Genomic DNA, 21147 nt, shown 5'->3' with positions numbered 1-21147 from the left:
GACCTGAATCTCAACACACCCGGCGCTCGATCCTCGAAACATTTTTAAGAAAATTTGCGTCTGATTCTACAGGTTTAACCGACCGGTAACATTAACGCGCTTTAATCAGGCTCAGTTGTACCGGGTCTGTGCGGGTTAGTGCGATGCAATTCAGTGTTTTGAAGGCAAACGGACGCAATCTGGCGCGTGGCTGCGCCGTCCTCATGATCGCAGGGGCTGCGACGGGGTGTAGTTCCCAGGTGGCGCGGTTCAACAGCGTCGACGACGTGTTCACCGCCTCGACCAACAACCAGCGCGCCATCATCGACAAGCAGGATGCTGCCCAGCCCTATCCGGGCGATGTTGCGGCCGCGCCGATCGACGGCAGCCACACCCAGTCGGTCAGCCGCTCAAGCCTCGAACCCGTTACGGCGCAGCAATTGCCGCCGCCGGCTCCCGCCCTGGCACCCGCCGCTCGCCCGGTGCGTACCGCTGCCGCGCCGGCCCTGGCGCCTGCCGCTCCTCGTGTCGACAGGACGGCAACCGGCACCGTCGCTCCTGCGGCAAGGCCGTTCAAGAACGCCGAGCCCGACGCGCCGCGCGTGGCGACGGCCGCCGGCGCACCGCATGCAACCGAGATCGTCGTCAAGGACGGTGAGACCATTTCCGGCCTGTCGCGGCGCTACGGCGTGCCGGCCGACGCCATCATGAAAGTCAACGGGCTGAGCGCGACCAAAGGGCTGAAGACCGGCCAGAAGCTCGTCATCCCGGCCTATGCGTATTCGAGCAACGGCGCCGCGCCGAAAGTCGCCGATGCCAAGCCCGCGAACGGCACCAGGCACGACCAGCCGGCCGATGCGCCGGAGAAGGTGGCCGTGCTGCCGCAGCAGCCGAAGGTCAGGGAAGGCAAGTCCGCCGCGCAGGTGGATGCCTCGGCTGCCGCAAGCCAGCCGAAGGATGGAAAGGCCGCGCCAAAAACTGCTTCGGCGACGGCCAAGCCGGCCGGAGCCGGCGGCACCTACACGGTTCAGCAAGGCGATACGCTGTCCGCCATCGCCAGGAAGACCGGCGTCGGCGTCGTTGCGCTGAAGCAGGCGAACGGCATGCAGGATGGACTGCTCAAGATCGGCCAGACCCTGAAAGTGCCGGCAGGCGGAACCGCTGTCGTCGCCAGTGCGAAGCCGGCAAAGGTCGATCCGGTGACGACGGCCACCACCCAGCCGCCGGCCAAGGGCACGCCGACGCAGACGCTCGCCTCCTACACGCCGCCGAAGAAGGACGCGAAAGTCATCCAGCAGGCCGAGGACGACGATGCGGTGGCGCCGGATGCAACCGGCATCGGCAAGATGCGCTGGCCGGTGCGCGGCCGCGTGATCTCCAGCTTCGGCGGCGGCAAGGACGGCGTCGACATCGCGGTGCCCGAGGGGACGCCGGTCAAGGCAGCCGAAAACGGTGTCGTCATCTATGCCGGAGACGGCCTCAAGGAATTCGGCAACACAGTGCTGGTGCGTCACGAAAACGGTCTGGTCACCGTCTACGGCCATGCCAGCTCGATCGAGGTGCAGCGCGGCCAGAAGGTCAAGCGCGGCCAGGAAATCGCCCTGTCCGGCATGAGCGGCACCACCGACTCGCCGAAACTGCATTTCGAAGTGCGCAAGAACTCGGCGCCGGTCGATCCGTCGGGTTATCTCGAATAGAGAAAAATCCGATTTTGCGGGCCGCCTGACCTTCAGCCCGCCGAGGAAGTCCGCTCCGCAAGGTGCGGGCTTCTTCTGTTGCCAGTCCTTGAGCGGCTAGTCCTTGAGCGATTTTCCGAGCCGGCCTGCCAGATCCTGGGTGAACTGCCAGGCGACGCGGCCCGAACGGCTGCCGCGGGTCGTCGCCCATTCCAGCGCCTCGGCGCGCAGCGTCTCGGGATCGATGGCCAGATCATGATGGCGGACATAGCCATCGATCATGTCGAGATATTCGTCCTGCGAACATTTGTGGAAGCCAAGCCACAGGCCGAAGCGGTCCGACAGCGAAACCTTCTCCTCGACCGCTTCCGACGGGTTGATCGCCGTCGAGCGCTCATTGTCGATCATGTCGCGCGGCAACAGATGCCGCCGGTTCGAGGTGGCATAGAAGATGACGTTGGCCGGGCGGCCTTCGACGCCGCCTTCAAGTGCTGCCTTCAGCGATTTGTAGGATGTGTCGTCATGGTCGAATGACAGGTCGTCGCAAAACAAGATGAAGCGAAACGGCGCTGCCTTCAGCAGGCCCATCAGCTTCGGCAGGGTGTCGATGTCTTCGCGGTGGATCTCGATAAGCTTGAGCGGCACGTCGGGCTTCGCCGAAGCGTTGACCGAGGCGTGTACCGCCTTGACCAGCGACGATTTGCCCATGCCGCGCGCGCCCCATAACAGCACGTTGTTGGCAGCGTAGCCGGAGGCGAAGCGCTCGGTGTTGTCGACCAATATGTCGCGGACGCGGTCGACGCCGCGGATCAGGCCGATATGGACGCGGTTGACCTTGCGCACCGGTTCCAGATAGCCGGGATCGGCCTGCCAGACGAAGCAATCGGCCTCGCGGAGGTCGGTTTGAGGCACCGGCGGCGGGGCGAGGCGGGCGACCGCCTCGATCAGGCGGTCGAGCTTCTGGTGCAGGATATCGATAGGGCTGTCGGTCATCTCTTGTCTTTTTGTTTCGCGTTTTGTTTCGCGTTCAGGACGGTGCGGTAGGGCAACCTACCTGATTTCAGCGGTTTCGAAACTCGTCCCAAGCATTTGTTCGGGCATGATCTTTTGCGAAAACCGAGCATCGCTTTTCGTGATCACCCTCTAACACGGCTCACCAGGCCGGAAAAGCAGCCGATTTGCCCGGCAGCGCAGTTGCATTGGCAACGTTACCGACTATATTCCGGCCAAATTTGGCGGGGCCGCCTTGCGGCTGTTTTTCAAAGTTCAGGAGTACCTCGATGTTCGTGACACCGGCATACGCCCAAGGCATCGGCGGGGACTCGTCCGCAATGTTTATCCAGATCGTGCCGTTTGCTCTGATTTTCGTGATCATGTATTTTCTGATCATCCGGCCGCAGCGCACGCAGCTGAAGAAGCGCGGCGAGATGCTGGCGGCGGTTCGCCGCGGCGACACCGTTGTCACCGGCGGCGGCTTGGTCGGCAAGGTTACCAAGGTGATCGACGACAACGAGCTCGAGATCGACCTTGGCGGCGGCACCAAGGTGACGGCGCTGCGCTCGACGCTTGCCGACGTGCGCGTCAAGGGCGAGCCGGTGGCGAACCAGAACGCCAAGAAATAACCGAATTGTCGGCGGAACGATCCGCCAGTACGCCCTGACGGACGACGCCATATGCTTTATTTTTCGCGCTTCAAGATGATCCTGATCTGGCTGGCCGTGGCCGCCACAGTGGTCCTCGCTGCGCCCAACCTTTTTTCCGCCAGCACGCTGGCCAAGCTGCCCGACTGGGTGCCGAAGCGGCAGATGACGCTTGGCCTCGACCTGCAGGGCGGCTCGCATATCCTGCTCAGGATGGATCCGAACGATCTGATCAAAGATCGGCTGGAGACGACGCGCGACGAAATCAGGACGCTGCTGCGCGATGCCAAGATCGGCTATACCGGCCTTGCCGGAACGGGCCGCACGGTGCAGGTCCGCATCACCGATCCCGCACAGATCGAGGCTGCCAAGAAGGCGTTGAAGACGTTGACCGATCCGGTGGCGGCCGGCTTGTTCAGCGGCGGCTCGATCCAGGAGATGACGCTGGATGATTCCGAGCCCGGCCTGCTCAAGTTCACCGTCACCGATGCGGGCATCAAATATCGTACTTCGGCAGCGCTGACGCAGTCGATCGAGGTCGTCGGCCGCCGCGTCAATGAACTCGGCACGACCGAGCCGATCGTGCAGCGGCAAGGTGACGACCGCATCCTGGTGCAGGTGCCGGGTCTCCAAGACCCGCAACGGCTGAAGGAAATTCTTGGCCAGACCGCCAAGCTGACCTTCCAGATGGTCGACCAATCGATGCCGGTGCAGGACGCGCTGAACGGCCGTCCGCCGCCGGGATCCTCGGTGCTGTATTCGCAGGACGACCCGCCGGTTCCGTATCTGATCGAGAACCGCGTCATCGTTTCGGGTGAAAACCTCGTCGATGCCCAGGCGACGTTCAACTCCCAGAACAACGAGCCGGTTGTTTCGTTTCGCTTCGATTCGAAAGGGGCGCAGCGGTTCGGCCAGGCGACATCACAGAACGTTGGCAAGCTGTTTGCCATCATCCTCGACAATCAGGTGATTTCGGCACCGCAGATCCGCGAACCGATCCCCGGCGGCACCGGCCAGATATCGGGGAATTTCACCGCTGAGAGCGCCAACGACCTCGCCGTGCTGCTGCGCGCCGGCGCCTTGCCGGCGACGCTGACGGTGATCGAGGAGCGCACGGTGGGCCCTGGCCTCGGACAGGATTCCATTCATGCCGGCAAAGTCGCCGGCATCATCGGTTCGATCCTGGTTGTGGCGTTCATGTTCGTCGCCTACGGCTTCTTCGGCTTCCTCGCCAACATCGCGCTGGCGGTGCATGTGGCGATGATCGTCGGGCTGCTGTCGCTGCTTGGAGCGACGCTGACCTTGCCCGGTATCGCCGGTATCGTGCTGACCATCGGCATGGCGGTCGATTCCAACGTGCTGATCTATGAACGCATCCGCGAGGAGCGACGTGCCGGCCGCTCGGTCATCCAGGCGATCGATACCGGTTTCAGCAAGGCGCTGGCCACAATCGTCGATTCCAACGTCACCTCGCTGATCGCGACCGTGGTGCTGTTCTATCTCGGCACCGGGCCGGTGAAGGGCTTTGCCGTCACCTATGCCATCGGCATCCTGACCACGGTCTTCACCGCCTTCACCTTCACCCGCCTGCTGGTGTCGATCTGGCTTCGCCGGGCCCGTCCGAAGGAGTTGCCGCGGGCGCCTGTGACTTTCGTTCCGCCCGGAACGAAAATTCCGTTTATGGGCATCCGCCGCTGGACGTTCACGCTGTCCAGCGTGCTTTCAGTCCTGTCGGTCGTCGGGTTCATGACCATCGACATCAATTACGGCATCGATTTCAAGGGCGGCTCGCTGATCGAGGTGCAGTCCAAGACCGGCAATGCCGATCTGGCCGACATCCGCGGCAGGCTGACGGAACTCAATATCGGTGAGGTGCAGGTTCAGCAGTTCGGCGAGCCGAACGACGTGCTGATCCGCGTCGGTACGCAGGAGGGCGGCGAGAATGCCGAGCAGACCGTCATCGACAAGGTGCGCGGCGAACTGCAGGACCAGTATGATTTCCGCCGCGTCGAAGTGGTCGGGCCGACGGTCTCGGGCGAGCTTGCCAAGCAAGGCACCATCGCCATGCTTGTCGCGCTGCTCGGCATCCTGATCTATGTCTGGTTCCGCTTCGAATGGCAGTTCGCGGTCGGCGCCATCGTTGCGACTGTGCACGACGTGGTCATGACGATCGGCTTCTTCGTCATCACCGGCCTGGAATTCAACCAGTCGTCGCTGGCGGCGATCCTCACCATCATTGGCTATTCGCTCAACGATACGATCGTCGTCTATGACCGCGTTCGGGAGGATCTGCGAAAATACAAGCGAATGCCGCTGCCGCAATTGCTGAACAACGCCATCAACGAGACGCTGTCGAGGACGACGCTGACCTCGGTGACGACGATCCTGGCGCTGCTGGCGCTGGTGCTGTTCGGCGGCGAGGTGATCCGCTCGTTCACCATGGCGATGCTGTTCGGCGTCGTGTTCGGCACCTATTCGTCGATCTTTATTGCCGCGCCGCTGCTCATTCTGTTCAAGTTGCGGCCGCAGGCCACAGCGTCGGACGAGGAAAAGCCGGTGGGCGGCGGCAAAGCCATAGCCACCTGACGGCCCGCCGCACGGCTTGCCGCGCCAGTTAGAATCGGACCACTAGTGGCCAAAGGCATCGTCATCCGCGAGGCGCATTTCCCCGGCCGCGCACCGATCGAGGCTTACGGCAATGGCGGCTTCCGTTTTGCCGACATGTCGCATCGCGGCTCGTTGCTGTGTCTGCCTTCGGGCATCTATGGCTGGGAGCCGGCCGATCCGCTGGCGCTGACGGCAGCGGATTTCACCAAGCTGTTCAACGAGGCCGACAAGGTCGAGATCCTGCTGGTCGGCAGCGGCAAGGATCTGAGGCCATTGCCGGCGGCGTTGCGTGCTGCGCTGAAGGATGCCGGCATTTCCGCCGATCCGATGTCGACCGGGGCGGCAGTGCGGACCTATAATGTGCTGCTGGCTGAAGACCGCGCCGTGGCCGCAGCACTCATCGCCGTCGACTGACGTGGCCGAAAACACCAAAGCCGTCATGGAGACGGTGCGCGCCGCCGACCATGACCGCTATCTCGCCGCGCTCTACGCGCCCGAAGACAAGCGGGACGCGGTGTTTTCGCTCTATGCCTTCAACGCCGAAATTGCCGGCATACGCGATCGCATCCGCGAAGCGCTGCCGGGTGAAGTCCGGCTGCAATGGTGGCGAGACGTCATCGCCGCCGAAGAGGATCGCGCTAAGGTCGGCCATCCCGTGGCGGACGCGCTGAGGGCGACGATTTCCGCTCATCGCCTGCCGAAGGCCGCTTTCGACAATATGCTCGAAGCGCGCATCTTCGATCTCTATGACGACCCGATGCCGTCGCGCACCGATCTCGAAGGCTATTGCGGCGAGACTGCCGCAGCACTTATCCAGCTTGCGGCGATGGTGCTCGATCCGGTCGAAGCACCGCGCTTTGCGGAACTTGCCGGCAGGGCAGGTTGTACGCAGGCAATGACCGGTCTCCTGCTTCTGCTGCCGCTGCATCGCAAGCGAGGGCAATGCTTTGTCCCGGCCGATATCTTGGCCGCCGCAGGAACGTCGCCGCAGGAGTTCGTTACAAGCGACGGCGGGCCGGGCGCGGAACGCGCCGTTGCCGCGATGATCGCGCTGGCACGCGAACATCTGTCTGCTTTCGAGCAGGGAGCGTCCGCCCTGCCGGTTTCACTGCGTCCGGCGTTTCTGCCGCTGGCGCTGACGGGCGCCTATCTCGGCAAGATGGACGGCTCCCGCCATTCACCGCTTGATGGCGCGGTGCGGCTTTCGGCCTTGCACCGGCATTGGCTCTTGTTCCGGCGCGCAACGCGGGGCTGGCCGGTCGCATAAAGGCTGCCGCGTAGCCAACCCGACCGTTATTCCGCAGCTTCCGCCTGCGCCGGCAGCCCGAGCCATTCGCGGCAATCGGCCAGCGCGCGCGATGTCACCGCGTGCCGCTTGGCGACCGTCTTGTCCTTGCCGCGCAGCCGCTTGCCTTCGATCTTTGGCGCGTCCACGGGCGGGAACAGGCCGAAATTGACGTTCATCGGCTGGAAAGAGCGCTTTCCCGGCTCGTCGTCGGAGACAATATGGCCGCCGGTGATGTGGTTGAGCAGCGCGCCGAAAGCGGTGGTCAACGGCGGCAGCGACGGCGCATGGCCAAGCCTTTCGGCGGCGGCGAAACGCCCGGCGAGCAGGCCGATGGCGGCACTCTCGACATAGCCCTCACAGCCGGTGATCTGGCCGGCAAAACGCAAGCCGGGCCGCGACTTCAACTGCAGCGAAGCGTCGAGCAGCGTCGGCGAATTGATGTAGGTGTTGCGGTGCAGGCCGCCGAGGCGGGCGAACTCGGCGTTTTCCAGCCCGGGAATGGTGCGGAAAATGCGCACCTGCTCGGCGTGCTTCAGCTTGGTCTGGAAGCCGACCATGTTGTAGAGCGTGCCCAGTGCGTTGTCCTGGCGAAGCTGGACGACGGCATAGGCCTTTACAGACGGATTGTGTGCATTGGTCAGCCCCATCGGCTTCATCGGCCCGTAACGCAATGTCTCGATGCCACGCTCGGCCATCACCTCGATCGGCAGGCAGCCGTCGAAATAGGGCGTGCCTTCCCATTGCTTGAATTCGGTTTTCTGGCCGTCGACCAGCGCCTGCACGAAGGCAAGGTACTGCTCCTTGTCCATCGGGCAGTTGATGTAATCCTTGCCGGTGCCGCCGGGGCCGACCTTGTCGTAGCGCGACTGGAACCAGCAGATATCCATGTCGATCGTGTCGAAATGGACGATCGGCGCGATGGCGTCGAAGAAGGCGAGCGCGTCGGCGCCGGTTGCTTCCGCGATCGACTGGGCGAGCGAAGGGGCGGTCAGCGGGCCGGTGGCGACGATCGCCTGGTCCCAGTCCGCCGGCGGCAGGCCAGGCACTTCCTCGCGCCGGATGGTGATGAGTGGGTGCGCTTCGAGCTTTCTGGTGACCGCTTCGGAAAATCCGTCGCGGTCGACGGCCAGCGCACCGCCGGCCGGCACCTGGTGCGCGTCGCCGGCGCTCATGATCAGCGAACCGGCGAGCCGCATTTCGGCATGCAGCAGGCCGACGGCATTGGCTTGCGCATCGTCGGAGCGGAAGGAATTGGAACAGACGAGCTCGGCCAGCCCGTCGGTCTTGTGCGCATCGGTGCCGCGGACGGGACGCATTTCATGCAGGATAACCGGAATGCCGGCTTCGGCCGCCTGCCAAGCAGCTTCGGAGCCGGCGAGACCGCCACCGATGACGTGAATGGGATTTGTGTTCATGAGCGCCGAAATAATCCCTTGGCGCGGCGATTGCAATTACACGAATCAGCCGCGCTGTTGCCGCCACGCGCTGCAATCGTCTACTATTGCGAATGGGTGGGAGTCTCGGGGTCTTTGCCAGAGCGACATTTCTGACAGTCGTGATCGCCGTGGGCGGATCAGCAGCGGCCGGCGAACCGGCCGCGACGGCTTCCAAGCGGATCCCCATATGCCATGGTTACGGTTGCAACTATCGCACGACGCTGGCGCTTGGCCCCAGTGACGGTGCGCGTTTCCGCTCTATCCTGCGTGCGGGCGCGGGTTCGCCCCAGGCCGAGCGCTCCGCTATTTCGAAGGCCGTCCGCTATTTCGAACAGCGCATTTTCCAGGCCATCGGCGTCCGCGACCAGCCGCAGTCGAAATTCGGTGCATCGCGCGTCAGGGGCCAGATGGATTGTGTCGACGAATCGACCAATACGCATGCGTTGCTGGTCTATCTTGCCGAGCGAAAACTGCTCAGGTTTCATAAGGTCGAGGACAAGGCCTCGCGAGGCCTGTTTGTCGACGGGCGCTATCCGCATTGGACGGCGGTGATCAGCGACCGCGGCGGTACAGAATGGGTGGTGGATTCCTGGTATGCGCCGATGGGCGGCGCGCCGGATATTTTTCCGCTGAGCCAGTGGAAGAAGCGAGGCGTGCTGAAGAGCGGCGCGCTGGACTGACGACGGGGACGTCCCGCCAAAAACGACTCTCAGGGCGTTTCGAGCCTGAAAACAACAACACCCGCCGGGGGAGGAGGTCCGGCGGGTGTCGTTTTGTTGGCCGATCCTCGGGAGGAGGTGAAGATCGACCGTATTCGTCATCGCCGGGGAGGAGGTCGGCTTTGACGAAATTCCTTTCGCCATTTGAAAGGGCGCGAAACCCTTCTTAGAAACAACGCCCGCCGGGGGAGGAGGTCCGGCGGGCGCCGTTTTTGTGGTCAACCCTCGGGAGGAGGTGAAGGCTGACCGTATCCGTCAGGGTCGGGGAGGAGGTCGACCCTGGCGAAATTCTGCTGGTTAGATCGCCCTGCGAGCGACCATCTTGATCTCGTCGCGGACGATGCCGAGATCATTGAGCTGGCGGTTTGACAGGCGACCCAGCTCGGTAACCGTCTCGCGGTAGACGCGCCAGTTACGATAGTTGCGGATCAGGTTCATTGTCGTTCTCTTTCAAAACTGGTTCGGACCATTTGCGGTCCGAAAGGATTAGACCGCCTTGCGGGCGACGTAGTGGATGTCGCCGCGGCTGATGCCGAGGTCGGTCAGTTCACGGGTGCTCAGGCGGCTCAGCTCAGAAACGGTGTCCCGGTAGCGGCGCCAGTTGCGATAGTTGCGGATCAGGTTCATGGTATTCTCGTTTCGTCTTTCTTTCGGATCATTCCGTCTTTGTGTGCACCGTGAAGATAAGAGGGGTCATATCGATTTAAAAGCGCTATTGGTGCATGGCAGCAATGCAAATTGTGCATTGCAGCATTAACGCGCGTCCGGTTTTCTGCCCAGATCGGAAAATGCCGTTAGGTCAAACGCTTGGGCGGACGAGCTAAAAGGGCTAAACAAAGGGGGAGGGGCATGGCGAGCTATTCGTCACGGGTCAGGTTGGATATCGCACGATGGCAGCAGGCCGGCCTGATCGACGCGCCGACAGCCGACGTGCTGACGCGCGACGTCGAGGCCAACGAACGCAAATCGCTGAGCTTCGGCTCGATCCTGGCGATGATGGCGGCGCTGTTGTTCGGCGCGGCCATCCTGATCTTCATCGCCGCCAACTGGGAAGTCATTCCGAGGCTGGTGCGGGTGGCGGCACTCTTTGCCGTTATCCTTGCCGGCTATGTCGGCGGCGCGGTGCTGAAAATGCGTGACCATGCGGCGATCGGCGAAGCGCTGTGGATCGTCGCGGCAGCAGCGTTCGGCGGATCGATCGCGCTGATCGGCCAGATGTACCACTTGTCGGGCGACGAGGCCTCCGCCGTGGTCACCTGGGGCGCCGGCACGGCGCTGGCGGCGGTGGCGCTGCGCTCGAACCCGCTGACCGTCGCTGCCGTCGGCATCGCCGATGCCTGGCTGTTCCTGAAAGGCTTCGAGTATCGCGCGGAATTCCCGCATCTCTTCGTCGTCATGGCGCTGGTGCTTTTTGCCGTTTCGTTCTGGACGCGCAGCCAGGCGGCGCGCCACCTGATCATCCTGTCGGTGCTGTTCTATCTCGTGCTCCTGGTGACGCGGTACGACACGCTGCAAGTCGCTATCCCGCTCGTTGTCGCGTCGGTGCTGCTTTTTATCGCTGCGATCTTTGCTGCCGGGCCGGTCGACAGGATCTTGCAACTGGGTGGCAGGCTGCCCCTGCACGCGCTGATCGGCTTTCTCACCGGCCTGGCGATGATCCAGTTCGAACTGGCGGATGAAAGCAGCTACAGCAGCGGCTTCGCCATTGCCTCGGCTGTTGCGCTGGCCGGCATCGTCGCGGCGATCGTGCTGGGCGGCCGCGAGAGCCGAGGACTGCGCTGGGTTGCCTATGCGGGCTTCGCCTTCGAACTCGCCATCATCTATGTGGTGATGCTGCAATCAATGCTCGACACGGCAGGCTTCTTTCTTGCGGCGGCGGTGCTTCTCGCCGTTCTTGCTTTCATTATCATCCGCATAGAAAAGCGCATGAACGCCCCGGACATGACAGGAGCGGCAGCATGATGACCGGCAAAAGACTGATCATCTCGGCGCTGGTCCTGGCGCTTGTCCAGATCGGCTTCCTGAGCTGGATCATCGCCGGACGCGCGGCGATCCTGCGCGACGGCAAGCAGGTCCTGCTCAGGGTTGAGCCGATCGATCCGCGCGATCTCCTGCGCGGTGACTATATTTCGCTTGGCTACGAGATTTCGCGCATACCGGTGAAGCTGATCGGCAACATTCCAGCCGGCAAGCTGGCGAGTGACGACACGCCGATCGTGGTCAGGCTGAAGCCGGGCGCCGACGGCTATTGGGGTCCGACCGCGGCTTGGTTCGGGCAAGCGCCGGTGCCGGCAGCATCCGGTGAAGCCGATATCGTCGGACACGTCTCCGAGGGCTCGGATCTCAGCGCAGCCACGACGATCGCGCCGGATTACGGCATCGAGCGCTTCTATTTGCCGGAGGGCGAGGGCATGGCGATCCAGAATGACATGCGGGTGCGGCCGTTCGGCATCCGCGTCGCGATCGCGGCCAACGGCACGGCGCAGATCAAGGCGCTGGTGGACGGCGACAAGACGCTGTTCGAGGAGCCGCTCTATTGAAGCGCGGAAGAATCTAGGTGTCGGCGCTCGGGGGATCGAAATGGTGCGCCATAGTGGCGCCTGTCCTCCTCCGCCAAGGCTTCGGAGGGCACTCCTTCGTCTAACGAGCTTCGAGCGGCCTGCCACCCGAAGCTCGAAGAGCGAAGGGTGGTGCGGATGAAGGGACTCGAACCCCCACGCCTTTCGGCACTGGAACCTAAATCTGTTCCGCTAGCGGAGCTGGTGCGGGTAGAGGGACTCGAACCCCCAAGCTTTCAAGCACTTGGACCTAAACCAAGCGTGTCTACCAATTCCACCATACCCGCTGAAATTGTCACTTTGTCACCGTTTGTCACGGCGTTTGTCACAAGTCAACGAGCGCCTAGTTGTCGGCGGAAACCACCTTCAGCTTCGGCTTGGTGTCGTCGAGGATGTCCCCGAGAATGTCGCCGGCAAGGTCGAGGTCGCCGGTCGCCAGCTTGGCGTATTTCAGCGTGGTCTCGATGCGCTTGTGCCCGAGCCACGTCTGGATGCGCTTGAGGTCGACCCCGTTCTGGACCAACCAGCTCGCACAGGTGTGGCGAAGCGTGTGGACCACGACATCGTCCCACCCGAGGGTCTTCTGCATCTCGTCCCACAGGTCACGCAGATGGCGAGCCTTACCGTCCGAGCCCTTCATGTGCTGGAACGGCCCTCTGCTGTCGGGATAGGCGCGCTGCATGGCGATAACCGCTTCCTTGGCAGCCTTCGACATCGGCAGGGTCCGTGGCTTGGACTTCTTGTCGCCGCCGAGGAAGAGGACGGTGTTGAAGCCCGGGCCGAAGGCGTTCCAGCGGAGGTCCATGATGGCTCCCACGCGCGCCCCGGTGTGCAGGGCGAAGACGGTGAAGGCGTGGGCGTCAGGCTGATGCCAGTCGCGCCACAGCTTCAGGAGCTTCTGAGCCTCGTCCTTGGTCAGGAACCGCAGGCGCTCGTTGTCCTCTCGATAGAGGGGCACCTTCGGGACGCGAGGGATAACCCCACGCTCGACCGCGAAGCGCAGCATCTTGGACAGAGCGGCGAGCTTGCGGTCAGCGGTGGCGAAGGATCGCCCACTCTCGACGACGTGGCGGGCCATCCGCTTCATCTCGTCCTGGGTGAGGTCTTGGACCGGCGTGTTGCGCCCAAAGAACTCCACGACCTCGCGCCCGTTGGCGATGGCCGTATGCGGAGCCTTGATCTTCGGGTTGTTCTCCCAATGGTCGGTCTTCACATAGTCGAACAGCGCCCCGAGCGTGTGCAGGGAGGAGCCGGTCTCGGTGCGACCGTTCTTGGGGGACGGGACAGGAGAGCCACGCACGAGGGCCGCGCGCGTCTCCAGCTCGTATGCTTCGGCCTCAACCTCGCTGTCGAAGGTCTCACGGTAGCGGGTTCCCGCGACCATGAAGTCGGCCATATAGGTGTCGCCGCGTTTCCTGACGGACATGATTAGCTCCCCAAGAGTTGGATCAGGGTGTTGTAGACCCGGAGACCCCGCTGCGTCGGCTTGACGCGCTTGAAGCGGCGATCCAGAGGGTCCTCGTAGGTCTCGATTAGGCCGTGACCGTCGACCAGCTCGGGCTTGCCGGCGACCATGACCTTCCGCTTCTCGCTAAGCGCCTCAATGTTGCGCGAGATAGGCCCACCGTCGCCGAGCCCGGCGCGCTGAGCGTATTCCTTGATGGTCAGCTCCGGCTGCGCAACGATGTGCAGGAACAGGCTGATCTGTTGGGCTTGCATCTCGGCGTTCAGTTTCCTGAACTCGTCAATGAAGGCGATGAATTTGCGGGCGGTCTTGTTCTCGACCCCGCGCGTGCCAGCGTTCATGGTGGTAACTCCTTCCCAGTGATAGGTACGAGGTAGTTGTTATTCCAGTCCCGCATCTACTGCAATAGCGGAGGTTCCCTCATAGACCTCCGCCACAGTTCCCCCTGTTATCCCCCGCCTGTGTTACCGGATACGCTCTTGGAGAAGCGACACCGGATAGGCGTTCAGTTCGTTGATGCCGATCTCAACGAGAGGTTCCGGCGCTGGGACCTTGATGATCCCGATCCCCCGCCGACTGGCCTGATGCGTGAGCCAGTGTCCGTCCCGAAGGGTTCCAGTGATGGGGTCGTCCATCAACTCGAACGCGCCGGGCATGTTCTTCGAGAAGTAGCCGAGCACCGTGTCGTACCCATCGGGCACGTCAGGGCTCTGGTAGGGGTTGTTGGGGGCTGCCGCGCTTCCCCCTTGCGCGACCCCTCCCGCACTCTCCAAAGCGATGGCGATACGGGTCAGTCTATCGAGGAGGACCTCGATCTGGTGTGGTTGCATAATGTGTAGTTCCCTGAGTTGGCCGTGGTCCCGTGGGTGGGGCGGCTACAATCGATTTAACGACGGTCACATTTTGTGTCTATCCGGTAACGTGTCCATTTTGGACAGGTTAGCTGATGCTTGAAGAACGAGCTGCTCCAGCCTCTTGTAGAAGCCCTTTGTCAGCGGGCGATCAGTACCAATGAGGATCGGCAGCGCGCGGCGCCCGGTATTCACGACCGTGATCCTACCTAGCTCCTCCAGAGCCTTGATGTGGCGGATCACAGTCGTCCGTGGCAGGCTCGTTGCCGCAGCAAGCCCCGTCACGTCCATCGGTCGCTTCTGGTAGTTCCCGAGGCGTATCGCCATCAGGACCAGATGTAGGTCCCGGTTATCACCAAGAGCGACCATCTCTGCGCAGATGCCGAGGACCAACTCGATCACGGCAGTGCGTCTCACTCTTTCCTTTGCAGGCACGTTCGGCATGGTTTCCCTTCCTGGCCCCGCGAAGGGTTCACGTAAGGGCACCAGAGCGGGAGTGCGAGACTACATTAGGAGAAACTCACACTCCCCGGCTAAGGTTCACGCAGCCTGTAAATGGTAGCGGGCGTACTTCTGGCCAGTCGGGTCGACGCTCATCTGAGTGACGATCATATGGCCGAGGCGCTTCAGTTCGAGGATGCGCGCCGGCAACTGGCGACATTTCAGAACGCCACCAGCTTCGAGGGCGGTGGTGGAGCCCTTGAGGCGCAGCAGATCGAGGACCGCTTTGGTCATCGGTGCCGTGGGCTCTTTGGCGTCGATCACCTCGAACTCGTCGGGGTAGAGTATGCCGGTGTTGCCTGTCGTGGCGCTGACCGCTTCGACCAGCCCGTGAAGGTCCGGCTCGGTGATGGTCACGGTGTTGCCCGTAGCGAAGCCATCGGTGTGGTCGGCCCACGCCGGCTCGATGATGCGGATACGCTGGCCTTTGAAAAATTCCTTCTTGAGCATGTCAGTTGCCTTTGAGAGTTGCTGAGAGTTTTGACCCGGGCGGACCACCCGAACCGGGACTACGAAATGCAAGAAATGTGCCATCAGTTGATGGCGAAGCGGGAGCCGACCACCTCCCAATACTGGCCGCAACGGGATCGCCGCTTGGCCAGCCGGGTGCCGAAGATCGAGGGGCGGTACTTGTCGCTGTAGTCCCGCATGAAGGTGGTGGCCTTCCCCTCGGTCAGGAAGAGTTCGTTGACGTGGTGCATGGTGATCTCCTGTTCTTGCTCCGTTCACGTCGAGGCAGTATTTGTCCTGGCATGAGCGAGATCGAGTTGAAGTTGAGGTGGAAGCGGACGTGGGATGACCGTCCCGACGACTTCTCGGCCTTTGCCGAGGAGCAGGGAGTGGGCCGCATCTACAAAATGGCTGGTGGCCCTCAGGGTCACCGCTGGTATTGGACAATGAACGCCATGATCGGGGACACAGGCTTCAGCCACGGTGGGTTCGAGGACACCCCCCGCGAGGCCGCGAGGGAAGTCGAGCAAATCTGGTTCACTAGGGGTGTGGCAGTGCTGGCCCGGAAGGCGGCTACATTTCACGTGCCCAAGGGCGATTAATCCACAAGGGTTGCGCGGACGTGCTAGCGTGCGATTCTAATTAGGATTGGCAGCGATGAAACTGGAACGTGGGACTGTAACCGAAATATCATTCACGCCAGATAGGGATTGCCTATTCGGTCGAGTTGAACTTCAGTTTGATGCCCCTGAATTGGGCGAAGATTTCGGACACGTTATTGTTGCGCGTGTTCGCATCAAAGCCAAAGAAGCTCAGAGTCTAGTAGAAGCTGAGGCCGCGATACTCGACGCAGCAAAAAAGGTTTTGTCTCACTCCATCGAAGCCCTCGTCGGCGCAACTCCTCAATCCCTGCACGAGTTGAGTGTAGCGTCTGAGCGTGAAAAGGCTCAGGCGATCCAGAGGGAGATGGACCAAAACATAAACATTGCGTTTGCATCTACAAACTGAGTGAGGGTCACGCTTCCATCCTCCACTCAGTGATGCGGACGGGCTTGTCACGGACCTCGACCTTGCCCCGGCGACCCGCCAGGAGCCGCGCCACAGTGACCGCAGCGGTGCGCTTCATGTGGAAGCCGAGAGTGGTGCGGGCACCATCCTGATGCTCGGTGAACAGCAGCCATTTGTTGCCCCGGTCGGTGTATTGATCGAGGCGCTGGACGACGAACTTGGTCATTATTTGTAGACGCCTTTCATCTTCTGCTCCCACTCCCTGACGAGGAACGCGGGGACGCAATCCGGTGGTGTGTTGGTGATCTGGTTGCGCTTAACGACCTCGGGCGGGACCAAGGCTGGACCAGCCACCATGGTCTTGGCCTCGGCCACCTCGATCTCGCCCAAGCCCATTAGGGAGTTGAGTAGGCCGGCGAGTTCTTCGCGGCTGTCGATGCGGATGGTTGCGGTGGTGGCGGGTGGCAGCCCAAGGCGCTTGCGGTGCGCCTCGGCGTCGTTCTTCATGGTGAACCAAGCGCGGCTGACGTTGTAGACGATCATGCCGGCACCGCCTTGATGGCCAGCAGATCGGCAACCATGGCTGCCTCGTCGATGGTCTCGAAGGCATAGCTGCAACGCGCGTCGGTGAACTCCACGCGGCGTAAGAATGCCGGGATGAACTCCCAATCGAAGGGGACCAGATGATCCTCCTCGCCGGTCTCCCGAATGGCCATCCAAACGCGCTCGGCGATTGGGGCGAGGGCGACGCAGTCATGGCGCATCTCGACGGTGCCCCATTGGTCCCATCGGGCGAAGATCGGCGCGGCCCAAGCGGCTTGCGAGGTGCCTTCCATCGAGCGGGCTTCGAGCATGGCCTCCCAGAGGCACATGGCGGCTTCACAGATTGACGTGTCCATTATGACGGGCTCCGAAGGGTTGCGATGAAGAACACGGCGCAGCCGGTGATCAGGCCAGACCACAGGACAGCGGCGACAAGCGTTTCAGTTGGCATTGGAGGGTCCTTTGAGATTGACCCGAGCGACACCGGCCAGCACTGGAGGAGCCGGCCGATGCGCTCAGGGAACTGGTACCTTGTGGGAGGCGTTAGGCCGCAGTTGCGAACCGCTTGGCCGTTGCGCCGTGGGCAATGATCACCATTGACACCTTGGCCTTGGCCGACAGACCGCCGCAGGCTTTGCAATCGGCGCAGCTAGTGCGGCTGCCAGCCTCATTCGATGCAGGGCAGACCACTTCACGCTTTGCCGCGACAGGCTCATTTGCAGCCCGAACGCGGAAGGTGCGCCAGCCGAGTTCATGGGCGTCGTTCATGTCGGCAACGCTATCGGCGCTGGCCATGCAAAGCAGGCGGAAAGCCTGAAACTCGACCTGCCGCCATTGATGCGTATAGCCGTTGATCACAGCGGCGTTGACGGTTGCCCGACGCCAGACCATGAAAGGGGCCGCTGCAGGGTCACCATAGGAACCCATGCGGAAGGCGAGACCACGGAACAGGTCAGCGGTCAGCTTGACGTCATAGTCGACGCCGGGCCGGGCATAACGGTTGCGCTTATATGCCTTGAAGGTGGACGCGACCGACTGGAACACGCGAACGTAGCATGTGCCGTTGTTTGCCGGGCGGTGCGGGCAGTCGCCGCAGACCGATGCATCGTCGCCAGACTTCAAAGCCGTGACAGGGTCAATGTCCGACCGAATGATGAAAGTCTGGATCATTGCGCCAGTCTTCTCATTCTTGGAACGCGCCGTGATCCGGTTAGCGATGACGACGATTGGCGAACCGTCGATCATTGACGGCCCCTCATAGAGGATGACGCCTGCGAATTTAGCGGTGCGCAATGCAGCCTGCATTTCAGAAGCGGTGTTGATCATTGGAAATCTCCAAATGTGAGCTTGTCGATCCCCTACGTTGCCGTACCTAGTACCTTAGGGGATTGACAAGATCACACTTGTCACGCTGCCCGGTTCAACCTTGCGGTCTTGCCACTGCGTTAGTTGCGGTCCACCTAGCTCTTCAGCTTTCGCTCTAGGCTCTTATCTCGCAACCATCCCGGTTATGCGCGCCTCCCGGTTCCGCACCAGTCTGACCTTTGGTTCCGCTGTATGGTTTGGGCTCGGAAGCCCTTGCCTGCGCCGAGGTCTTGTCCCCGGTCCCGTCCGTCTGGCGTCGTCGCCGTCTCGTTCGGTGTCTCTTTGTCTCACAACCGTATTAGATACGCAAGCGGAGCTGTTGAAAAAACAACAGATGGGTTGCATGTTCATGCTAACCCGCTGAAATTGTTATGAAAGAAAGTTTGAGAATAATCCGCGAAATGCCCGAAATGGCCGATTAAGTCCGCTTGCGGAGTCTTAATTCCACCTCCCCAGCATCAACGCAAGCGCACCAAATAGCGCCAAGAGCAGGCAAGACCACATCCCCGCCTTATCACCGCGTGACCGACACCAGATCCCCGACACGCCAAGCGTGCCGACAAGCAATCCACTCCAAAGCATCAAATAACTGTCAGCCATCAATCGCCCTAACAGGAAACCGCCTGCGCCCCTATACGCGCGGAGCTAGAGACACGGCAAGGTTTGCCGATGTGCGTTGCCGATGTGCCCCTAGCGTTTGCACCTAGCGTTGAACCGTGGGGCAATCGCCGGGTCAAATCGTGACAGATTGTCAATTCACAAAAGCACCGATTATGAGACATGCGACCGGACATTCCGAACCCTTGCGCTCCCCTTCACATGCCCTCATGTGCCCATAGCGCACCGCATTGGATACCTTATCTGTTCCATGCTGTTGAAATCGTTGGATAAACTGCCAGCTTGTGACAAATGCTGTGACAATGGGAGGCTTAGCGCGCCATGCGTGGTGACGAAGAGGGGGCACGGGGGGTCCTCGCGCGAGCCAGTTATCCGATCCCCCGCTCAGAAATTTCTACCAAACATTCCCGACCCGGCTTGGTGCATGGTAAAGGGGATAGAGAGGGCGGCTGGGAGGATTAGATGGACACGTTTGCTGGCTACATGATGAGCATCTACGTGCAATACAATCTGGTACTTGCCGTAATCATGGTGGTCGTCGGAATCTGGATCGCGAAGAGATTGCCGAGCGGCTGGACAGCGTCGATTATCGGGTTCTTCGCCTCGATTCTCGCAGCCGTTACCATCGTTTCGATTGCGATTGTGGTCATGGTCATGGTTGCAACTGGGGGAGCTGCGATCATTGCCGCTCTGCCGGTCGTTGCGTGGGCCCTAGAGACTGGGCCAGAGTTTGCGTTGATTCCAATGTTCCTATGTCCAACTGCGTTTGTCATCGGTCGCGTTCGTAGGAAAAGAACCGTTTCGCTGCCGGCGTCGAGTTGATGATCAATTGGCGGCTTTGGCATGGCAACCCATTGGTTCTCCCCTCCGGTCCCTGTGAGGACTGAGCGCGCTGGTCTGACCCGGAACGTGAACAACGTCGAGGCAGCCGGCCAGGAGCTGATGAAGTGGACCAAGCGTGGCCCCAAATGGAACCAAGCGGTGCGCGTTTGCATCGCCTGCATTGCCGACGAGATGGAACCTGAGGAGGCCCGTAAGGCATTCCTGGCTGCTGCCAAGGAGGAGGGGATGTTCCTTCCTACTCTTGGGGGGAATGAGTAACTTCCTGTGCCCTCGGCTACGCCCTCTTACAGTGCAAGAGAGTGTTGGCCGGTGCTGATCTTGGTATTGACGCGAGTTGGCATGTGGAACTCGCGCTTGCCTACCAAAACATCATCCGTGGTCAGAAACTGGATGCGCGGATATTGAACCCCCGCGTATTCGTAGGTGCCAGCCTCAGCAGCCTCAGACATCATTGCCTTGGAGGGCGGCGCGATACTAAGGAAGCCCGCCATTGCGGCATTGCTCTCCCGCTCCAAAACGCCTCGAAGATCGCGAACGTCCGTGGGGCGGACGTGTTTGCCGCCCTTCACCTGGATCATCATTTCGCGGAGGCCATCGCGCGTCTCGAAGTAGATACGACCGTCAATCCCCCTGTCGGCGCTCTTACGCTGCATAGGAAAGCCGCCAACGCGCTCGACAAACCAGTTCTGGAATGTTGAAGGGTCTTTATCGAACAACTCCTGTGCGCCATCCACGCTCGTAGGAATACCATCTACAACGTAGTGGTGGCCCTCTACCATTCGATACTTCTCAGTCAGCACCTCGCGAACCAGCTTGATAGATAGGATTGCAATGTCACAGCCGATCCAGTTGCGCTCTGTCTCCTGAGCCGCATAGATCGTTGTGCCGCACCCGCAGAACGGGTCAAAAACAACATCGCCTTTGTTGCTTGACGTTTCGATAATGCGCTTAAGCAGCGCAATTGGTTTTTGCGTCGGATACCCGAGAGATTCCTTCGAACCAGCCGATAGAGCGTTGATGTCATCCCACAACGTCTGAACCGCGACCCCGCGCCCCTTGTCGAGATAGAGTTTCCTTTGGGGCACTGTGCCGGGCTTGGTTTGCACAACCATATCTTGGTCGATCAGTTCGGCCATCTTCTTTTTCGAGTAGCGCCAGTGTCGCTCAACACCCATGACTTCGTAGAACGGGTTGCCCTTTGCGGCGCCGCCCGGCCCGATCATACTTATCAATCGATACCGGCGACCGTCCGCTTCTTTAAATTTGTAGAAGTTCTCTAGGTATTCGTCTGAATAGTCGGCAAATTGCGTGTTAAACGTGTAGTGGTTTGAAGCAGTGTAAAAGAGGATTGTGTCGGTGTTCCTGCCAAACGCCTTCGTTCCTTGGCCGAAGTTACCCTTGACTGTCTGCGCCCGCTTCCATGTGATTTCGTTTCGATAGTTCTCATGGCCGAAGATGCCGTCCATCATCACCTTGATGTAATGGCTGGCGGTCGAGTCACAGTGGAGATAGATCGTAAGCGGGCAGCTGAGGCCGTTCAGCGCTGGTAATTCCATGGCATGAGGGCGTCGATATCGCTGTTTGGCCAGCCATTGGCAAT

28 protein-coding genes and 1 tRNA gene are annotated in these 21147 nt (G+C 61.3%); 12 read left to right on the top strand and 17 right to left on the bottom strand.

What is annotated here, in order from left to right; genetic code table 11:
- Positions 1-143 precede the first annotated feature (143 nt).
- Positions 144-1676, top strand: a complete 1533-nt coding sequence (locus tag NKH91_RS29895) for a peptidoglycan DD-metalloendopeptidase family protein (RefSeq protein ID WP_352482134.1) — start codon at positions 144-146, stop codon at positions 1674-1676.
- 96 nt (positions 1677-1772) lie between these two features.
- Here NKH91_RS29895 and NKH91_RS29890 read toward each other — a convergent pair whose 3' ends face one another.
- Both NKH91_RS29890 and NKH91_RS29885 read right to left on the bottom strand, forming a co-directional pair.
- The gene (locus NKH91_RS29890) at positions 1773-2648 is read right to left on the bottom strand and encodes an ATP-binding protein (protein WP_352844240.1); all 876 of its coding nucleotides are present in this window, start codon (positions 2646-2648) and stop codon (positions 1773-1775) included.
- A gap of 160 nt (positions 2649-2808) precedes the next feature.
- The gene (locus NKH91_RS29885; protein ID WP_210164500.1) at positions 2809-3030 is read right to left on the bottom strand and encodes a hypothetical protein; all 222 of its coding nucleotides are present in this window, start codon (positions 3028-3030) and stop codon (positions 2809-2811) included.
- Between NKH91_RS29885 and yajC the strand changes: the two genes are divergently transcribed.
- The 4 genes from yajC to NKH91_RS29865 are packed head-to-tail and all read left to right on the top strand — an operon-like array spanning position 2936 to position 7169.
- On the top strand, positions 2936-3277 hold the full coding sequence (gene yajC / locus NKH91_RS29880) for a preprotein translocase subunit YajC (RefSeq protein WP_023678921.1): 342 nt from the start codon (positions 2936-2938) through the stop codon (positions 3275-3277). The two genes, NKH91_RS29885 and yajC, sit on opposite strands and share 95 nt — an antisense overlap.
- A 51-nt stretch (positions 3278-3328) precedes the next feature.
- Entirely contained in the window at positions 3329-5881 is a 2553-nt protein-coding gene (secDF, locus tag NKH91_RS29875; RefSeq protein ID WP_352586940.1) for a protein translocase subunit SecDF, read from the top strand.
- A 45-nt stretch (positions 5882-5926) separates the two neighbouring features.
- Complete coding sequence (locus NKH91_RS29870) at positions 5927-6316, top strand: Mth938-like domain-containing protein (RefSeq protein ID WP_023720178.1); 390 nt, start codon at positions 5927-5929, stop codon at positions 6314-6316.
- Positions 6317-6341: 25 nt separating this feature from the next.
- A complete protein-coding gene (locus NKH91_RS29865) occupies positions 6342-7169 on the top strand; it encodes a phytoene/squalene synthase family protein (protein WP_502899042.1) in 828 nt (275 codons plus the stop codon).
- A gap of 26 nt (positions 7170-7195) precedes the next feature.
- Here the strand turns inward: NKH91_RS29865 and trmFO are convergent, their stop codons facing one another.
- Positions 7196-8605: a methylenetetrahydrofolate--tRNA-(uracil(54)-C(5))-methyltransferase (FADH(2)-oxidizing) TrmFO gene (gene trmFO / locus NKH91_RS29860; protein WP_023720176.1), complete on the bottom strand. Its 1410-nt coding sequence runs from the start codon at positions 8603-8605 to the stop codon at positions 7196-7198.
- Between the two features lie 149 nt (positions 8606-8754).
- On the opposite strand from trmFO, the gene NKH91_RS29855 reads away from it, so the two are divergent.
- A complete protein-coding gene (locus tag NKH91_RS29855) occupies positions 8755-9306 on the top strand; it encodes a hypothetical protein (protein WP_245278626.1) in 552 nt (183 codons plus the stop codon).
- Positions 9307-9642: 336 nt separating this feature from the next.
- Here the strand turns inward: NKH91_RS29855 and NKH91_RS29850 are convergent, their stop codons facing one another.
- Entirely contained in the window at positions 9643-9783 is a 141-nt protein-coding gene (locus NKH91_RS29850) for a DUF1127 domain-containing protein (RefSeq protein ID WP_023678914.1), read from the bottom strand.
- A 48-nt stretch (positions 9784-9831) separates the two neighbouring features.
- Positions 9832-9972, bottom strand: coding sequence for a DUF1127 domain-containing protein (locus NKH91_RS29845; RefSeq protein WP_023720174.1), 141 nt, complete (start codon positions 9970-9972; stop codon positions 9832-9834).
- Positions 9973-10194: 222 nt separating this feature from the next.
- Here NKH91_RS29845 and NKH91_RS29840 point away from each other — a divergent pair, with 222 nt between their 5' ends.
- Positions 10195-11307, top strand: coding sequence for a DUF2157 domain-containing protein (locus tag NKH91_RS29840; RefSeq protein ID WP_352790524.1), 1113 nt, complete (start codon positions 10195-10197; stop codon positions 11305-11307).
- Positions 11304-11885, top strand: coding sequence for a GDYXXLXY domain-containing protein (locus NKH91_RS29835; protein ID WP_352844236.1), 582 nt, complete (start codon positions 11304-11306; stop codon positions 11883-11885). Before NKH91_RS29840 ends, NKH91_RS29835 begins: the two co-directional genes overlap by 4 nt.
- Positions 11886-12105: 220 nt before the next feature.
- On the opposite strand, the gene NKH91_RS29830 is transcribed toward NKH91_RS29835, so the two are convergent.
- The 7 genes from NKH91_RS29830 to NKH91_RS29800 form a co-directional block, all read right to left on the bottom strand.
- Positions 12106-12190: transfer RNA gene (locus tag NKH91_RS29830), tRNA-Leu, on the bottom strand.
- A 56-nt stretch (positions 12191-12246) separates the two neighbouring features.
- Entirely contained in the window at positions 12247-13329 is a 1083-nt protein-coding gene (locus NKH91_RS29825; protein ID WP_352775836.1) for a tyrosine-type recombinase/integrase, read from the bottom strand.
- 2 nt (positions 13330-13331) lie between these two features.
- Positions 13332-13709, bottom strand: coding sequence for a winged helix DNA-binding protein (locus tag NKH91_RS29820; protein ID WP_352775833.1), 378 nt, complete (start codon positions 13707-13709; stop codon positions 13332-13334).
- A gap of 123 nt (positions 13710-13832) precedes the next feature.
- Positions 13833-14198 (bottom strand): hypothetical protein, encoded by a 366-nt coding sequence (locus NKH91_RS29815; protein ID WP_352885474.1) that lies wholly within the window; start codon positions 14196-14198, stop codon positions 13833-13835.
- 66 nt (positions 14199-14264) lie between these two features.
- Complete coding sequence (locus NKH91_RS29810) at positions 14265-14663, bottom strand: ArsR family transcriptional regulator (protein WP_352885475.1); 399 nt, start codon at positions 14661-14663, stop codon at positions 14265-14267.
- 96 nt (positions 14664-14759) lie between these two features.
- Positions 14760-15170, bottom strand: coding sequence for a helix-turn-helix domain-containing protein (locus NKH91_RS29805; RefSeq protein WP_352885476.1), 411 nt, complete (start codon positions 15168-15170; stop codon positions 14760-14762).
- 83 nt (positions 15171-15253) lie between these two features.
- Positions 15254-15421 (bottom strand): hypothetical protein, encoded by a 168-nt coding sequence (locus tag NKH91_RS29800; RefSeq protein ID WP_352885477.1) that lies wholly within the window; start codon positions 15419-15421, stop codon positions 15254-15256.
- A 51-nt stretch (positions 15422-15472) separates the two neighbouring features.
- On the opposite strand from NKH91_RS29800, the gene NKH91_RS29795 reads away from it, so the two are divergent.
- Together NKH91_RS29795 and NKH91_RS29790 are read left to right on the top strand one after the other, a co-directional pair.
- On the top strand, positions 15473-15772 hold the full coding sequence (locus tag NKH91_RS29795) for a hypothetical protein (protein WP_352885478.1): 300 nt from the start codon (positions 15473-15475) through the stop codon (positions 15770-15772).
- Positions 15773-15827: 55 nt separating this feature from the next.
- The gene (locus tag NKH91_RS29790) at positions 15828-16178 is read left to right on the top strand and encodes a hypothetical protein (protein ID WP_352885479.1); all 351 of its coding nucleotides are present in this window, start codon (positions 15828-15830) and stop codon (positions 16176-16178) included.
- Positions 16179-16185: 7 nt separating this feature from the next.
- Here the strand turns inward: NKH91_RS29790 and NKH91_RS29785 are convergent, their stop codons facing one another.
- From NKH91_RS29785 to NKH91_RS29770, 4 genes are all read right to left on the bottom strand, one after another.
- The gene (locus NKH91_RS29785; RefSeq protein ID WP_352885480.1) at positions 16186-16404 is read right to left on the bottom strand and encodes a hypothetical protein; all 219 of its coding nucleotides are present in this window, start codon (positions 16402-16404) and stop codon (positions 16186-16188) included.
- Positions 16404-16721: a hypothetical protein gene (locus NKH91_RS29780; RefSeq protein WP_352885481.1), complete on the bottom strand. Its 318-nt coding sequence runs from the start codon at positions 16719-16721 to the stop codon at positions 16404-16406. The genes NKH91_RS29785 and NKH91_RS29780 overlap by 1 nt, the downstream gene beginning before the upstream one ends.
- On the bottom strand, positions 16718-17077 hold the full coding sequence (locus NKH91_RS29775; protein ID WP_352885482.1) for a hypothetical protein: 360 nt from the start codon (positions 17075-17077) through the stop codon (positions 16718-16720). The genes NKH91_RS29780 and NKH91_RS29775 overlap by 4 nt, the downstream gene beginning before the upstream one ends.
- A gap of 187 nt (positions 17078-17264) precedes the next feature.
- On the bottom strand, positions 17265-18047 hold the full coding sequence (locus NKH91_RS29770; protein WP_352885483.1) for a hypothetical protein: 783 nt from the start codon (positions 18045-18047) through the stop codon (positions 17265-17267).
- Positions 18048-19166: 1119 nt separating this feature from the next.
- Here NKH91_RS29770 and NKH91_RS29765 point away from each other — a divergent pair.
- Entirely contained in the window at positions 19167-19526 is a 360-nt protein-coding gene (locus tag NKH91_RS29765; RefSeq protein WP_352885484.1) for a hypothetical protein, read from the top strand.
- Between the two features lie 21 nt (positions 19527-19547).
- Positions 19548-19805 carry a DUF982 domain-containing protein gene (locus NKH91_RS29760; RefSeq protein ID WP_352885485.1) on the top strand — a complete coding sequence of 86 codons (258 nt, stop codon included), beginning with the start codon at positions 19548-19550 and terminating at the stop codon, positions 19803-19805.
- A 26-nt stretch (positions 19806-19831) separates the two neighbouring features.
- Here NKH91_RS29760 and NKH91_RS29755 read toward each other — a convergent pair.
- Positions 19832-21147, bottom strand: a 1316-nt coding sequence (locus NKH91_RS29755; RefSeq protein WP_352885486.1) for a DNA methyltransferase, incomplete at its 5' end; no start/stop codon positions are given.

Origin of the sequence: Mesorhizobium sp. M0894 (assembly GCF_040319725.1) — a bacterium.
Classification (GTDB): Bacteria; Pseudomonadota; Alphaproteobacteria; order Rhizobiales; family Rhizobiaceae; genus Mesorhizobium.
The sequence above is the reverse complement of the archived record's forward strand: the minus strand, read 5'-3'. Positions and strand labels throughout refer to the sequence as shown.